This is a genomic window from Croceicoccus gelatinilyticus (assembly GCF_018398395.1).
GTDB lineage: Bacteria > Pseudomonadota > Alphaproteobacteria > Sphingomonadales > Sphingomonadaceae > Croceicoccus > Croceicoccus gelatinilyticus.
On sequence record NZ_JAHCBF010000002.1, the window covers coordinates 471,010 to 484,330 of the forward strand.

At 63.9% G+C, this 13,321-nt stretch carries 15 protein-coding genes; 1 reads left to right on the top strand and 14 read right to left on the bottom strand.

All coding sequences use genetic code 11. The features are described from left to right. Nucleotides 1-81 precede the first annotated feature (81 nt). The 3 genes from KIH45_RS06110 to KIH45_RS06120 are packed head-to-tail and all read right to left on the bottom strand — an operon-like array spanning nucleotide 82 to nucleotide 5,903. The gene (locus tag KIH45_RS06110) at nucleotides 82-1,512 is read right to left on the bottom strand and encodes an efflux transporter outer membrane subunit (RefSeq protein ID WP_225899694.1); all 1,431 of its coding nucleotides are present in this window, start codon (nucleotides 1,510-1,512) and stop codon (nucleotides 82-84) included. Beyond that, nucleotides 1,509-4,721, bottom strand: coding sequence for an efflux RND transporter permease subunit (locus KIH45_RS06115; RefSeq protein ID WP_213175108.1), 3,213 nt, complete (start codon nucleotides 4,719-4,721; stop codon nucleotides 1,509-1,511). Before KIH45_RS06115 ends, KIH45_RS06110 begins: the two co-directional genes overlap by 4 nt. Before the next feature lie 3 nt (nucleotides 4,722-4,724). Next, the gene (locus KIH45_RS06120) at nucleotides 4,725-5,903 is read right to left on the bottom strand and encodes an efflux RND transporter periplasmic adaptor subunit (RefSeq protein ID WP_213175109.1); all 1,179 of its coding nucleotides are present in this window, start codon (nucleotides 5,901-5,903) and stop codon (nucleotides 4,725-4,727) included. A gap of 96 nt (nucleotides 5,904-5,999) precedes the next feature. Between KIH45_RS06120 and KIH45_RS06125 the strand changes: the two genes are divergently transcribed. After that, nucleotides 6,000-6,629 (top strand): TetR/AcrR family transcriptional regulator, encoded by a 630-nt coding sequence (locus tag KIH45_RS06125; protein WP_213175110.1) that lies wholly within the window; start codon nucleotides 6,000-6,002, stop codon nucleotides 6,627-6,629. A gap of 97 nt (nucleotides 6,630-6,726) precedes the next feature. On the opposite strand, the gene KIH45_RS06130 is transcribed toward KIH45_RS06125, so the two are convergent. From KIH45_RS06130 to KIH45_RS06180, 11 genes are all read right to left on the bottom strand, one after another. After that, nucleotides 6,727-6,966, bottom strand: coding sequence for a hypothetical protein (locus KIH45_RS06130; protein WP_213175111.1), 240 nt, complete (start codon nucleotides 6,964-6,966; stop codon nucleotides 6,727-6,729). Nucleotides 6,967-7,026: 60 nt separating this feature from the next. Further along, nucleotides 7,027-7,353: a hypothetical protein gene (locus KIH45_RS06135; protein ID WP_213175112.1), complete on the bottom strand. Its 327-nt coding sequence runs from the start codon at nucleotides 7,351-7,353 to the stop codon at nucleotides 7,027-7,029. Then, on the bottom strand, nucleotides 7,331-7,657 hold the full coding sequence (locus KIH45_RS06140; RefSeq protein WP_213175113.1) for a hypothetical protein: 327 nt from the start codon (nucleotides 7,655-7,657) through the stop codon (nucleotides 7,331-7,333). The genes KIH45_RS06135 and KIH45_RS06140 overlap by 23 nt, the downstream gene beginning before the upstream one ends. Beyond that, nucleotides 7,654-8,022 (bottom strand): hypothetical protein, encoded by a 369-nt coding sequence (locus KIH45_RS06145; protein WP_213175114.1) that lies wholly within the window; start codon nucleotides 8,020-8,022, stop codon nucleotides 7,654-7,656. The genes KIH45_RS06140 and KIH45_RS06145 overlap by 4 nt, the downstream gene beginning before the upstream one ends. Continuing rightward, nucleotides 8,019-8,324, bottom strand: coding sequence for a hypothetical protein (locus KIH45_RS06150; protein ID WP_213175115.1), 306 nt, complete (start codon nucleotides 8,322-8,324; stop codon nucleotides 8,019-8,021). Before KIH45_RS06150 ends, KIH45_RS06145 begins: the two co-directional genes overlap by 4 nt. After that, a complete protein-coding gene (locus KIH45_RS06155; protein ID WP_213175116.1) occupies nucleotides 8,321-8,863 on the bottom strand; it encodes a glycoside hydrolase family 108 protein in 543 nt (180 codons plus the stop codon). Before KIH45_RS06155 ends, KIH45_RS06150 begins: the two co-directional genes overlap by 4 nt. 41 nt (nucleotides 8,864-8,904) lie before the next feature. Then, nucleotides 8,905-9,381: a hypothetical protein gene (locus KIH45_RS06160; RefSeq protein WP_213175117.1), complete on the bottom strand. Its 477-nt coding sequence runs from the start codon at nucleotides 9,379-9,381 to the stop codon at nucleotides 8,905-8,907. 25 nt (nucleotides 9,382-9,406) lie between these two features. Next, nucleotides 9,407-9,793, bottom strand: a complete 387-nt coding sequence (locus KIH45_RS06165; protein ID WP_213175118.1) for a hypothetical protein — start codon at nucleotides 9,791-9,793, stop codon at nucleotides 9,407-9,409. Nucleotides 9,794-9,822: 29 nt separating this feature from the next. Next, entirely contained in the window at nucleotides 9,823-9,981 is a 159-nt protein-coding gene (locus KIH45_RS06170) for a hypothetical protein (protein WP_213175119.1), read from the bottom strand. Between the two features lie 278 nt (nucleotides 9,982-10,259). Beyond that, entirely contained in the window at nucleotides 10,260-11,636 is a 1,377-nt protein-coding gene (locus tag KIH45_RS06175; RefSeq protein WP_337925411.1) for a LamG-like jellyroll fold domain-containing protein, read from the bottom strand. Beyond that, nucleotides 11,633-13,321: a DUF2793 domain-containing protein gene (locus KIH45_RS06180; protein WP_213175121.1), complete on the bottom strand. Its 1,689-nt coding sequence runs from the start codon at nucleotides 13,319-13,321 to the stop codon at nucleotides 11,633-11,635. Before KIH45_RS06180 ends, KIH45_RS06175 begins: the two co-directional genes overlap by 4 nt.

Consider the following 13,321-nt stretch of genomic DNA (forward strand, 5'->3'; position numbering starts at 1 on the left):
CGTGGCCGGCAACCTGCCTGCCACGGGTGACGCAAACTTACCGGCAGGTGCGCGACCGGATTGTGGAAGCGCGCTTTCCGGTCATTCGGCATCCGGCAAGGCGCCGAAGCCCCCGCCGAGCGCCACGAACAGCGTCGCGCGGTTCTGCAGTTCGGCGCGCCGCGTCGCGATCAGGGTCTGGCGCGCTTCGAACAGGTTGCGTTCGGCATCCAGCACTTCGAGATAGTCGGCCACACCCTCGCGGTACCGCAGCCGGGCGATCCGGGCGATCTTCTCCTGCGCGGTGACGGCGCGGTCCAGCGTCGCGACCTGTTCGGCAAGGTAACGCCGCGCGGCCAGCGCATCGGCGACTTCGCGGAAGGCGTTCTGCACGGCGAGGTCGTAGTTCGCCACTTCCTCCACCTCCAGCGCCTTGGCGAGATCGAGGTTTGCCTCGCGCGCGCCGAAGTCGAAGATGGGCAGCGAAATGCTCGGCCCGAAGCTCCATCCAAGGCTGTCGGACGAAAACAGGTCGCCCAGTTCGTTCGAGACAAAGCCTGCACTGCCGGTGAGCGAGATCGTCGGGAAGAACGCCGCCCGCGCCGCGCCGATATTGGCCCGTGCCGCGCGAAGCTGTTCCTCTGCCGCGACGATGTCGGGACGGGCAAGCAGCAGGTCGGACGGCAGACCTGCGTCAAGGCGCCGCGCATCAAGCTGTGCGGTCAGCGGCAGGCCATCGGGCAGATCGACGGGAATGGTCCCTCCGACCAGAACCGCAAGCTGGTTGCGCAATTGCGCCGCGGCCAGCTTTTCGCTCGCCAATTGCTGTTCCGCCTGTGTCAGCAGGGTTTCCGCCTGCCGGAAGGGCAGCGCGGAAGTAACGCCCGCATCAAGGCGGCGCTGTGCGATGCGCAGGCCCTCACGGCGGCTTTGCGCGGTCGCTTCGGCCAGTGCGATCTGTTCCTCGGTCTCGAGGATCTCGAAATAGGTCGTCGCCGTATCGCGCACGAGCGAGAGGTAGAACGAACGCTGCGCCGCAACCGTCGCAAGATATTCGGCCCGTGCCGCTTCCGACAGGTTCGCGACGCGCCCCCAGAAGTCGAGCTCGAACCCGGTCACGCCCACGCCCACGTCATAGCGGTCGATCGTGAACGCATCGGTTTCCATCCCGCCGAGGTTCGACACACCCGTGCGGGTGCGCGTCGCGCTGGCATCGGCGGCCACCGTCGGCAGCCGGTCGCTACGCTGGATGCGGTACTGCGCGCGGGCCTGTTCGATCCGCGCCGTGGCGGCGACGAGATCGCGGTTGTTGGCCAGCGCGCTGGCAATCAGCGCGTCGAGACGCGGGTCGGTAAACCAGTCTTCGTACGACAGCTGCGACGCCGTAACCGTGCCGTCGGGCGCCATTTCCGCGTTGTAGGCAGGCGCGCTCGACAGTTCGGGACGCACGTGATCGGGCGCGAAGTTCGCGCAGCCCGACAGCGCAAGGGTGGCAGCAGCCAGCAGCAGGCCGCTTTTGGCGCGGATCATCATGCCGGCTCCTTTCCGTCTGCATCGTGGGCTTCGATGTGCCCGGCGGCATGCGGCATTCCCCGGCTCAACTTGCGGCGGACCAGCAGGTAGAGGACCGGGATGATGAAGATGCCGATCGCGGTTGCCGCGATCATGCCGCCCATCACGCCAGTGCCCACCGCGATCCGGCTGGCAGCACCCGCGCCGCTGGCAAAGACCAGCGGGACCATGCCCATCGTGAAGGCGAGCGAGGTCATGATGATCGGTCGCAGGCGAAGGCGCGCGGCAGACTTCACGGCATCGATACGCCGCTTGCCCGTCGCCTCTTCCTCGATCGCGAATTCCACGATCAGGATCGCATTCTTCGCTGCCAGGCCGATGATCGTGATCAGGCCGACATTGAAATAGACGTCTGCCGAAAGCCCGCGCAGCATGGAAAACAGCACGCCGCCCAGAACGCCCATCGGCACGATCAGCAGAACCGCCAGCGGCACCGACCAGCTTTCGTAAAGCGCGGCCAGCAGCAGGAAGACCACCACGACCGACAGGCCCAGCAACATGCCGATCTGGCCGCCGGCCTGCTTTTCCTCGAACGAAACGCCGGTCCATTCAAAGGCGATACCTGCCGGAAGCTGCGAGGCGAGTTGCTCCATCTCTTCCAGCGCGGCACCCGAGCTTTCGCCCGGTGCGGCCATACCCGACAGGGTCATCGCCGGATAGCCGTTGTAACGCGCAAGGCTGACGGGTGCTGCCGACCATTCGACATTGGCAAAGGCACCGAACGGCACCGGTTCACCGGACGCGTTCGGGATGCGGATCGCCAGCACGTCTTCGGGCGTCATGCGATGGGGCGCATCGGCCTGCACCAGCACGCGCAGCACGCGGCCGTTGTAGTTGAAGTCGTTGGCATAGGCCGAACCGAAGTTGATCGAGAGCGCATTGTTGATGTCGGTCATCGAAAGACCCAGCGCCCGCGCCTGAAGCCGGTCGATGTCGATATCGATCGTCGGGGCCTCGCCCTGTTCTTCGGGGCGCAGGTTCGCAATCAGCGGGCTTTGCGATGCCATGCCCATCAACTGGTTGCGCGCATTCAGCAGCGCTTCACGGCCAAGGCCTGCGCGGTCCTCGATCTTCATCGTGAAACCGCTGGCCTGACCCAGCGACTGGATCGGCGGCGGCTGGATGACGAAGGCGATACCGTTTTCAAGCTGTGAAAAGACGCCGGTCGCCTTGCCCAGAAGCGCCTCTGCGCTGCTGTCGCTCGACGGACGCTCGCTCCAGTCCTTGAAGGTCGTGAACATCATCGCGTTGCTCTGGCCCTGGCCAAAGAAGCTGCGGCCGCGCACGACGACGATGTTGTCGAGCTCGTCCTGCTCCATCCAGAATTCTTTCATCGGCTCGACCGATTCGTTCACCCGTTCCCGCGTCGAACCCGGCGCGGACTGCACCATGGAGATCAGGTAGCCCTGGTCTTCGTTCGGAAGGAACGCGGTCGGCAAGCGCATGAACAGCAGCAGCGTTACCGCGCCCAGCGCGACAAAGACCGCAAAGGCCCGGAACGGGGCGGCAAGGATCTTGTCGTTCGCGCGCCCGTATTTGCCGGTCATCTTGTCGAACCAGGCATTGAACTTGCGGAACAGTCGCTTGGCGCGCCACTGCAGCACGGCCAGCCTGCCGCGCCACCCCTCGCCCTCGGGCGCAGTGTCGGGCAGGTCTTCGCCATCGTGGTCGTCCGCCTTCAGGAACGTCGCGCACAATGCTGGCGTCAGCGAAAGCGCAAGCACGGCGGAGAAGAAGATCGAGATCGCCAGCGTGACCGAGAACTGGCGGTAGATACCGCCGGTCGACCCCGGGAAGAACGCCATCGGCAGGAACACCGCGACCAGCACGAGCGTGATGCCGATGATCGCGCCGGTGATCTGGTCCATCGCCTTGCGCGTCGCTTCAAGCGGGCCAAGCCCTTCCTCGCGCATGATGCGCTCGACGTTTTCGATGACGACGATCGCGTCGTCGACGAGGATGCCGATCGCCAGCACCATGCCGAACAGCGAAAGCACGTTGATGGTAAAGCCGAAAAGCCACAGGCCAAGGCAGGCACCCGCAAGCGCGATCGGGACGACCAGCGCCGGGATGATCGTCGCGCGCCACGACTGCAGGAATAGGTACATGACGAGGAAGACGAGGATCATCGCTTCGACCAGCGTCTTGATCACTTCCTCGATCGAGGCCTGCACGAAAGGCGTGGTGTCGTAAGGAACGGCCCAGTTCACGCCGGGGGGAAGCGAGCTTTCCAGTTCGGCAAGGCGCGTCTTCACACCCTCTGCCGCGTCCAGCGCGTTGGCGCCGGTTGCAAGCTGTACGGCCATGCCGGCCATCGGCTTGCCGTTCCATTCGGTCGTGACCGAGTAGTCTTGTGCACCGAGTTCGACCCGCGCGACATCGGCAAAGCGCACGACCGCACCGCCGGTATTGGCGCGAAGGATGATGTTTTCGAATTCCTCGACCGTGGTGAAACGCCCCTGCGAGGAAATGGTCGCGGTGATCTGCTGACCTTCGACCGTAGGCAATTCGCCGATCGCGCCGCTGGCATTCTGCGAATTCTGTTCGCGGACCGCGGCAAGAACCTGTGCCGGCGAGAGGTCGTATGACGCCAGCGCCTGCGGATCGAGCCAGATACGCATGGCATATTGCGAACCGAACAGCAGGACATCGCCAATGCCGTTCACGCGGCGCAGTTCGTCGACCACGCGTTCTGCGGCGATGTTGCCGAGATCGGTCGTCGTCATGTTCGGATCGTCCGAAGACAACGCAATGATCATCAGGAAGCCGGAGTCGGCCTGCCGCACGCTGATGCCCTGCTGGCGCACGGCCTCGGGCAAGCGCGCCTCGACCGTGGATAGGCGGTTCTGCACCTCGGTCTGGGCGATATCGATGTCGGTCCCGGCCTCGAACGTCAGCGTGATGCTGGCCGTGCCGTTCGAGAGGCTGGACGAGGCCATGTAGAGGAAACCCTCCACCCCGTTCAGCTGCTGCTCGATCACCTGGGTGACGTTGCTTTCCAGCGTTTCCGCGTCGGCACCGGGATAGACGACCGAGATCGTCAGCGATGGCGGCGCGACTTGCGGATATTGTTCAATCGGCAGGGTGCGCAGCGCGAGAACGCCGGCCAGCAGGATGCCGAGCGAGACGACCCATGCGAAGATGGGCCGGTCGATGAAGAAACGGGCCATGGCTTACTCGGCTCCGGCCTGATCGGTGGCTTCGTCCGGCTTCGTCGCGGGCGCGGCGGGGGCCTTGTTGCCGACCGGGGTCTCCACCGGCTTGACCGGCGCGCCGGGGCGAATCTTCTGCAGGTTCGACACGATCACGACATCGCCCACGTTCAGACCGCTCTTCACGACCCACTGTTCGCCGACCATCGCACCCAACTGGATCGGGCGCATCTGGGCCAGGCCATCGGCGTCGATGACATAGACCGAACCGCCGTTCTGGTTGACCGTGACGGCGCGCTGCGGAACCGCGATGCCGTTGGCGATATTGCCGACCTGAATCCGCGCACGCACGAATTCGCCGGGCAGAAGCACGCCGTTGCTGTTGGGGAATTCGGCACGCGATTCGACCGTGCCGGTTTCTTCGTCGACTGAGAAGGCGAGGAAGTCGATGTAGCCGGGAACGTCGTATTCCTCGCCGTCAGAGAACGTCAGGCGCACTTCGACAAGGTCGCCGTCCTCGTAATCGATATCACCGGAATTGATCCCGTCGCGCACGGCCAGAAGCTCGCTCGCCGACTGGTTGAAGGTAACGTAGACCGACGATGTCTGCTCGATCTTCGTGAGCAGCGTGCCTTCGGTCTGGCTGACCAGCGCGCCTTCGGTCACTTGGGCACGGCCTGCCCGGCCCGAGATCGGGGCGCGCACCGTGGTATAGCCAAGCTGAAGGCTGGCGGCATCAAGCTGGGCGCGGATTTCGGCGACGCTGGCATCGGCCTGCCGCGCGGCGGCGACGGCGGCGTCATATTCCTGCGCGCTGATCGCGTCTTCCTCGACCAGCGGGCGATAGCGGTCGACGACGGCGCGGGCATTGGCCGCGGTCGAACGGGCCCGCTCAAGGCTGGCCTGCGTCTGCGCATAGCTGGCGCGCAGTTCGCGCGGATCGATGCGGAACAGCGGCTGACCCGCACTTACATAAGTGCCTTCCTCGTAGAGACGCTGCTGCACGATGCCGGTAACGCGGGCGCGCACTTCGGCGGTCCGCACCGGTTCGACGCGACCGGGCAGTTCGATCACGTTGGGCAAAGTGGTTTCCTCGACCGTGATCGTGCGAACGGGGACGGCAGTGGGGGCTGCGTCCTCGTCAGTGGCGGAACAGGCGGCGAGAAGCAGGGCGATGGACCCGGCGATCAAGGCTCTCATCAAGAAAAGGCTTTCAATTCCATTGTGCAGGTGCGAAGGTGTAATAGGCATTACACGTTACGCCCGCAAGACGGTTTGAAAGAAGATTTCCTTTCGATGAATGAATTTTCCGATTGCCACAGACTCGACCGACGCCGGCAGGCGATCCTCGACGCGGCGAGAGAGCTCTTCATTTCAAAAGGATACGAACAGACCACCCTGGGCGATGTGGTCGATGCCGCGGGCGGCTCGCTTTCGACGCTTTACAAGTTGTTCGGCAACAAGGACGGCCTGCTCGACGCCGTGGTCTTCGCCACTGTCACCTCCGGCGCCGAACTGATTCGCCAGATCGTCGAGGAAGAGCCCGATCCGGCGAAAGCACTGAGGCGCATCGCGTATGGCCTATACGACAAGCACCTAGGGGCAGAGGCGATCGCGCTGGTGCGCATCGTCATTGCCCATTCGATCCGCGACAAGGTCTTTGCCGAACGCTTCTTCACGACGACCGCACTGCGCAGCCGCGACGCGGTGGAATCGGCGCTGCGCAAATGGCAGGCCGATGGCGTGAAGTTCGTCGGCCATCCGTCGGATCTTGCCGACATGTTCATGGGGCTCATGGTCGCGGACATGCAGAACCAGGCAATCAGCCACGGCATGAAAGGCATCGTCGACGACGCCGGGATCGCCTTCCGCGTCGAATTCTTCCTGCGCGGGGCAGGTCTGTGGCGGGCCGAACCCGCAAGCTGATCTGTCGGAAGAGTTGGAGCGGGTAAAGCTAATGTGTCTCTACAGTCGGTAGTGCCGCATTAGCCCAAACCCGCAGAAATCTGCGCGTTTCTCGTTCCTACCCATCAACGATCGGATCGACTGGGGTGATCGATGCACATGCCTGCAGACACCAACCGCACTTCAGACGCAGGGCGACCTTGTTCAGGTCCATCGGGATCCGGCGGCGGTGGCACTTCTCCATCAAAACTACGGGGTCCTGCGTCACCACGCGGCCGCAAGCCGGATTCCCGCAGGTGATCTTCACCCGGTAACCGCGCCGGGCGCATTCATTCAGGCTGTCGAGTCGCTGGCGCATTCCGCCCGAATGGAACATTCGCGGAACATACTCAACCCGGCGACAGTCAGGGGAAGTTGTTCAGAAGAACCTGAAACGGGGCTTCGCGCCATCGATCGCAGCGCGGTCGCGCTTCTCGCAATCGGCGATGATGCGAAAGCCGTCCGTCTTGTCGCGGTTCGATTTCGCCAGTTGCCCGGTCTGGGCCACGCCGAACTTCTGGGTCTCGGCCAGGTCTTCGCGAAGGGCTGCGTTCTCGGCCTCGAGATAGGCGAGATCATCACCGAAAAATGCCGACTTGTCGGGGTAGGCAACCTCTTTCGCGGGAGCCGCGCCTTTGACTGCCGCTGTCAGGTTGTCGGGCACCAGCGTCGAACAGCCGGTGTCACTTGCAATAATCGGGGTCAACGTCGCACAGGCCGTCGCGAAAGGCACGGCCAGAAGCAGCAGGATCGCCGCGGCCCATCGCGGCATCGATTTCGCGTTGCACATTTTCCACGTCCTTGTCGGTCTTCGCGTCGGCAACCTCGTTGTCCGCGCTTGTGTCGGCGGCATCAGCACCGCTTTCGAGGGCGGCGTCGGCCTGCCCGGTGGCGATCTCGGCCTCGGTGCCCTTGCGGCCGCCAAGGTCGATCACACCCACTGCCCACAGGGCGGCGGTGATGAGCGCACCCACCACCGCCAGACCCAGCGACCATGCGAAGGCTCTCACGCCACCTTACCGGTGAAGCGTTCGTAGAGGCCCTGCACTACATAGACGAGCGCGGACGTGAACTGCGCGAACACACCCGACACGCCGCCTGCGCCAACAAAGGCGGCCCAGGCATCCTTCGCAGCCGTGATGACAGCGGCGAACTTCACATAGCCCGATTCGCCCGACGACGAAGCCGCGCTGATCAGGTTCATGATCGCCGTGCCGAGCTTCGTTTCCTTGACGTAAGACACGAACATGTCGAGCGCGGTGCCCGCCATTTCCTTGGCATAGACGACGATCGAGCCTGCAAGCTCCTTGGCCTCGGTCTTGATCTCGTCCAGCAGGTTGCCGCCGATGGTTTCAATATCTTCGATAATGCTCATTTCACGTCTCCATCATCCACCGGCACGGGATGCGCCGGATCGTTGGTCACTTTGACTTTTTGAGAGCCGGCGGCCCGTTCCTTGTCACCGAACCAGAACGGCATCGCGAGGCCGACGAAGCCCTGGATGACAACGCCCTGCGCCAGCATCTTGAAGAGGTCGTCTTTCGCCAGTTCTGGCTGGACGTAGATCATCAAGAGGACGATCAGCGTCATCAGGAACGACCCCGCCCCCGCCACCGTCCGCGCCCGCGGCCAGTGCATCCGGTCGAGACGGCGGTCAACGAACTGCCAGAACGTCACAGCGCCACCCGGTTGCGCATCCAGCCATAGACGAACGCTTCGTTTTTCTGACGCGCGCGGGCGAGGTCGAGGTATCGGGCCCCCTGCTTGCAGTTGAGCGCCTTCACCATGACTTCCTCGCCATCATGCGGACGCCGGACGAGGAAGGCTCGCAGTGCCGCGACGGTGCGTGGCCCGATATTGCCGTCCTCGACGACATCGGCGTAGTGCCGGCCTTCGTTGTTGAAAGCGTTCAGGCATTCCTGCAGCCAGAGCGAAGGATGGTGCGGGTGCATGTTCACGCCCGTGTCGAACAGCTCTGCGCCGATAGCTGGGGAGACTGCGGCAATCGCGGCGAAGCCCGGCTTGATCGCGTATTCGGTTCGATAGATCCGCACCGCTTCGGATCGGGGCAGTGCATCCATCGGGCCGTTGTAGCCGTTGGCGCGGGCAACACGCTTCGTGATGCCCCACATTGTTTCGCCGCCGGTGTCGTTCGGGTGGTTCGAATACTCGCCCTCGTGGCCGATGGTCTTCTCGATCATGTCCTCAATCGTCATCCGGATCGCTCCAAAGAAAAGGCCCGCACAGTGGCGGGCCGTCAGTCGTTGTTGTCGTCGTCTTTCGGCGCCACCGCATCGGGCGGCGGCTTGTCGTCCAGCGGATAGACGTTGTGATCGGCCATCAGGACGTCGACCGTCCGCTCTTTCTCCTGCGCGCGGGCCTTCACCGCGCCGTTCAACGCCGCGTCAAGCAGCCACAGCGCCGCCTCGCTCGTCAGGCCCATCGCCTTTTTCGTGAAGCGCACGCCGCCAAAGGCGATCGCTGCCGCCATCATCGACGCGGCCAGCGGGTCCGCATTGGCCGTCCGCACCGCCCACATCGCGAACAACGCGCCGACACCGCCCACGCCCAGCGAGACGATCAGCTTCTTGCGGATCTCGGGAAGCGGCCTGTCGTCGTCGTAAAGCACCGCGGCCAGCGCGATCCATCCCGCCACCATGCCAAACCCGATTCCCGCCAGTACCGGATCGATCGCGCCCAGGGCGGCCATGACCATCGCGGGGCCGTACTTCACGGTTCCCTCTACCCCCACCACGCGCTCAGCCCGCCGTTGCAGAGGCCGCGAAGACCACGGCGATGAAGCCGAAGAACCCGGCCGCCGCGATCAGTTTGCGAGAACGGCGCAGGGCAAAGGCCGAAAGCCAGCTCCCGCACGCCACGAACGTCCATGCGACGGCCATGATGATTTCGAACGTCGGGTCGTACAGATCGAAGCCCGCAATGCGCGAGGTCAGCGGAATGATGCTGCCGGCGATCATCGCAAAGCACAGGAACGCGACCAACGCCGTCGCCCCGAAGATCAGGGCGATCAGCGGCACGACAACCGTGCGCCGCCCCTCTTTCAGATAATGCCGGACCGCCCCGCGCAGCCACCGCGCCAGCGGAGCCACCGCCAGAACAGCGCCGCCGTGCGACCACCAGCGCATGACATCGGACCAGTCGTTCGCATCAACGATCATGCGCGGTCGGCCCCGACCCGCGCCCCGCGGATCTCGGCGAGCTTCGCCTTCATCAGCGCCCGCGACTGCCGCCAGACAATCGCCCTGCGCCCGACCACGAAGAAAACCGCCGCCATCGCACCCGCGACGACGACGGCAACAGACTTGTCCGTCATACTCTCGACCCCTGTTAGATTATTGTCAGTTGCTCAGAGGGAGCAACTGACGGAGATTACGGGCATCGCTGCGGTAGCTTTATACCTGCTGCGCGAAGGCTCCCACGAGTGCCCGTATGGTGAACCCGATTGCGGCCCCGAGGGGTTCTGCCGTGAATGTGATCTAGAGAAATGGTTTTAGCTGACAGCGTAGAAGCTAGTGCGTCAGTTGTCGTGAATGGCCCGCCAGATTACAGGCAGGCGGGGTCAGGCTGTAGGGTTGCGCCGTGATCCGGGCTTTAACCGACCGGATAGGGAACACTCGGCACGGTGTAACTTGAATTGACCGAACCGCTGTAACGCCCCGTTCCCTTGGTAATGCGGACGTTGGCAATGCGGCCTGTGTAAAACGCGGTTGTGCCTTCTCCGTTCGCGCCGATCGCCACCTGCCGGTTGGAATCGAACATGGTCAGGCCGGTTACATCCTTGGTCGCCCGCACGATCCCATCGTAGCACAGGTAAAGCGTGTTGCCGACGCGGCTGATCGCCTTGTGCGACCACCGGGGCGGGGGCATGATGATCGTGGAGGTCGTGCCTACGTCATCGCTGCCAGTGAGCGAGTAATAGAACTCCAAGCTATTGCCTTCAAAAAAGCCCCAGCCACGATCATTCCCGGTCGTGCCGTATTGAGCGATCAGCGCGTCAACCACCGTCGTGTCGTGCTTTGCGTAATATTCGACCGTAAAATCGTCCGTTCCGAAATCCCAATCAGCACTGTCCGCTATGGTCACGAAGTCGCCCGAGCCGTCGAGATTGAGCGCGGACGACTGCCACGATGGAGAATCGGCTGTGCTGATCTGTGCATTGCCCGATGCGGTCAGGGTGTGGCCGCTGGGGCTTTGGTCGGTGAACGAGGTCGAGCCGTTGGCCCCGCTGAACTCGACGCACAGCTTGACGTTCGACCAGTAAGGGTCGCTGCTGCCCGTTGCGAAGGGAGCCGAAGGCGGGGTGAAGCCCGGATTACCATAACGCCCGACGCCCTTGGTAATCCTGACGTTGGCGACTTTGCCGTCATATTGTGCCGTAGAGCCGTTGTTGTTGCCGCCGATGACGAGCGGACGGGCGCTGTTGCGAAAAGCCACGCCGGTCACGTCGCGGGTCGCCACAATCGCCCCGCCGTATGACAGGTAAAGAGTATTCCCGACCCGGCTAACCGCGCGATGATACCACTGCGCTTCCTCGGTGTTGGTCCATGAAAGCGATTGGTCGGTGCCGCCGTCCGATGTGTAGAAGAACGCGAGGGCCGATCCTTCGAACATTGCCCACGCCCGGTTACCGCCTGACGCACTGTATTGGGTTATCGCCGCGCCTGTGGCGCTCGTCCTGTGTTGCGAAAAATACTCGACTGTGAAATCGCCTGATCCGAAATTCCAGTCAGCGCTATCGGCAATGGTAATAGTATCCCCCGAACCATCGAACAACGCAGATGAGGATTGACCAGGCGGTGGCAGGTCGGTGTCAACTTGTGCATTGCCTGCCGCCGTCAAGGTGTGCCGTCCGGTGCGGTCGGTGAACGTAGTAGAGCCATCGGCTCCGCTCATTTCTGCGACAAGGACAGTGTTGCCCCAAACACCCGCGCGACGCCGCGCAGCCAGAACCGACATTCCAAAGCTCATGCCGTCACGTCCCCGGTCACGCGATAGACGTTTTCCGCCACCCGCTTGATTCCCGCGATGGCGAACTGCCCCGCCGTCGTCAGCGCCGCGCCGCGCGACTGCACTGTCACACCGCTCGCCCCCGCGATCGTCACCGCCCCCGCACCCGTCTGGTGAATCTCGAACACCGTGTTCGTCGCAACAGCCAAGTCGACCGGAATGGTCAGCGCAATCGCCGATGCGTTGTTGAATTCCTTGGTCTTCGGAAAGTCCGCAGCCGTCGCCGAGTAAGTCGTGCCCGTTTCCTCGGTGATCGTGCTCGATCCACCCCCCACCAGCCCGTCGACTTCCGCCTTCGAATAGACATCGATGTTCGTGCGCGCATCGCCCGCATCGGTCAGGTCCGACAGGTTCAGCGACCGGCGGACATACCGCGCGTCGGCGTCGGCCTGGCTGATTCCGCTGGCCTGCCCGCTGCCGCCCGTCGTGTCGCCTGTCGTCTGCAGGATGATCTCGTCCAGATAGAACCCGATCGACCCGCCCACGTCCGCGATGCGCAGTTCGTCGACACTGACGCCCGCCGGCACCTGGAACAACGCCTTCGATATCACGACCAGCTGGTACGATGCCGTCTGCGAGGAATCGAAGCCGAAGGAACCGGACTTCAGCGAAACCTGCGATCCGCGCGCCACCCCGCCTTCGAACCATTGCAGCGTCAGCCAGCGTTTCGGGTTCCAGTTCGCCTTGGACCGGATGCGCAGCGTCAGGTTGCCGTCTCCGTCGAAGCCCAGCGGCCCGCCCGCCACCAGCCTGACGTAGTCGCCCGCCGGAACGCTCGTCCCCTCGATGCACTTCGTGCCCGCATAGGGATTGTTCGTGGAATCGAGTGTGAAGCCCGCGCCGCTGACCGTGCCGGTCCATTCCGCGCCTTCGCGGTAGATGTCGACGTTGCTTATATCGCCCAGCGTCGTTGCCGCCGCCGGCACCAGCACGAAAGTCAGGTAAAGCTGCGTCGTCGGATCGACCGATGGCTGCGACGGCGATGCGGCGGGCGATCCCGTGATCTTGCCCAGAGTACCTGTGTCGTCGACGTAGAGCACGTCGATGCGCGGATTGCTGCCGTCCGCCACATCCAGGCTGATCGTCTGCGCGGCAGCCGTCAGAAGCGCCCCATCGAGATAGAACGAGCCCGCCGCCATCTCGAAATCGAGATCGGACACGTAATTGATGCCAAGGCCCGACACGATGCCGTTCAGCTGCTGGGCATCGCCGGTATTGCCGCCCGCTGCCGCCAGCGCGGCGGTAAGGTCTGTCTGGTCTCCGATCTGCCCGCCGATCGCGCCCCACGTCGCCGACAGCGCCAGCGTAGCCCAGGCCGCCGAGACATACTGGATGCGAACGCCTTCGTCCTCCACCCACAGGATCTGGCCTTCGGTCGCGATCGTCGCGAACAGCCATCCGCTGGCAGCATCGGCGCCCACCGCCACGGCCAGCTTGCCGTCGTGACCCGCCCATAGGCCTGTCGCGCTGGCGGCGACCAAGTAGCTCGCCCCGTCGTCGCAGCTGCCCGGTGGGGCCGTCAGGTCGCGATCCAGCACGCTGCCCCGGATCGCCGCTTCGTAAAGGCGCAGCGCCGCATTGTGCGGCACCCACGGCGAGGCCTGCGCCGCCGACCATTCGACCGCGCCGTAAATCGGTGTCGTCAT

Bases quoted from the DNA above. Each gene is read 5' to 3' on its own strand.
- KIH45_RS06110 (WP_225899694.1), bottom strand. From the start codon at position 1,512: ATGATGATCCGCGCCAAAAGCGGCCTGCTGCTGGCTGCTGCCACCCTT.
- KIH45_RS06115 (WP_213175108.1), bottom strand. From the start codon at position 4,721: ATGGCCCGTTTCTTCATCGACCGGCCCATCTTCGCATGGGTCGTCTCG.
- KIH45_RS06120 (WP_213175109.1), bottom strand. From the start codon at position 5,903: ATGAGAGCCTTGATCGCCGGGTCCATCGCCCTGCTTCTCGCCGCCTGT.
- KIH45_RS06125 (WP_213175110.1), top strand. From the start codon at position 6,000: ATGAATGAATTTTCCGATTGCCACAGACTCGACCGACGCCGGCAGGCG.
- KIH45_RS06130 (WP_213175111.1), bottom strand. From the start codon at position 6,966: ATGCGCCAGCGACTCGACAGCCTGAATGAATGCGCCCGGCGCGGTTAC.
- KIH45_RS06145 (WP_213175114.1), bottom strand. From the start codon at position 8,022: ATGAGCATTATCGAAGATATTGAAACCATCGGCGGCAACCTGCTGGAC.
- KIH45_RS06155 (WP_213175116.1), bottom strand. From the start codon at position 8,863: ATGACGATTGAGGACATGATCGAGAAGACCATCGGCCACGAGGGCGAG.
- KIH45_RS06165 (WP_213175118.1), bottom strand. From the start codon at position 9,793: ATGCGCTGGTGGTCGCACGGCGGCGCTGTTCTGGCGGTGGCTCCGCTG.
- KIH45_RS06170 (WP_213175119.1), bottom strand. From the start codon at position 9,981: ATGACGGACAAGTCTGTTGCCGTCGTCGTCGCGGGTGCGATGGCGGCG.
- KIH45_RS06175 (WP_337925411.1), bottom strand. From the start codon at position 11,636: ATGAGCTTTGGAATGTCGGTTCTGGCTGCGCGGCGTCGCGCGGGTGTT.
- KIH45_RS06180 (WP_213175121.1), bottom strand. From the start codon at position 13,321: ATGACGACACCGATTTACGGCGCGGTCGAATGGTCGGCGGCGCAGGCC.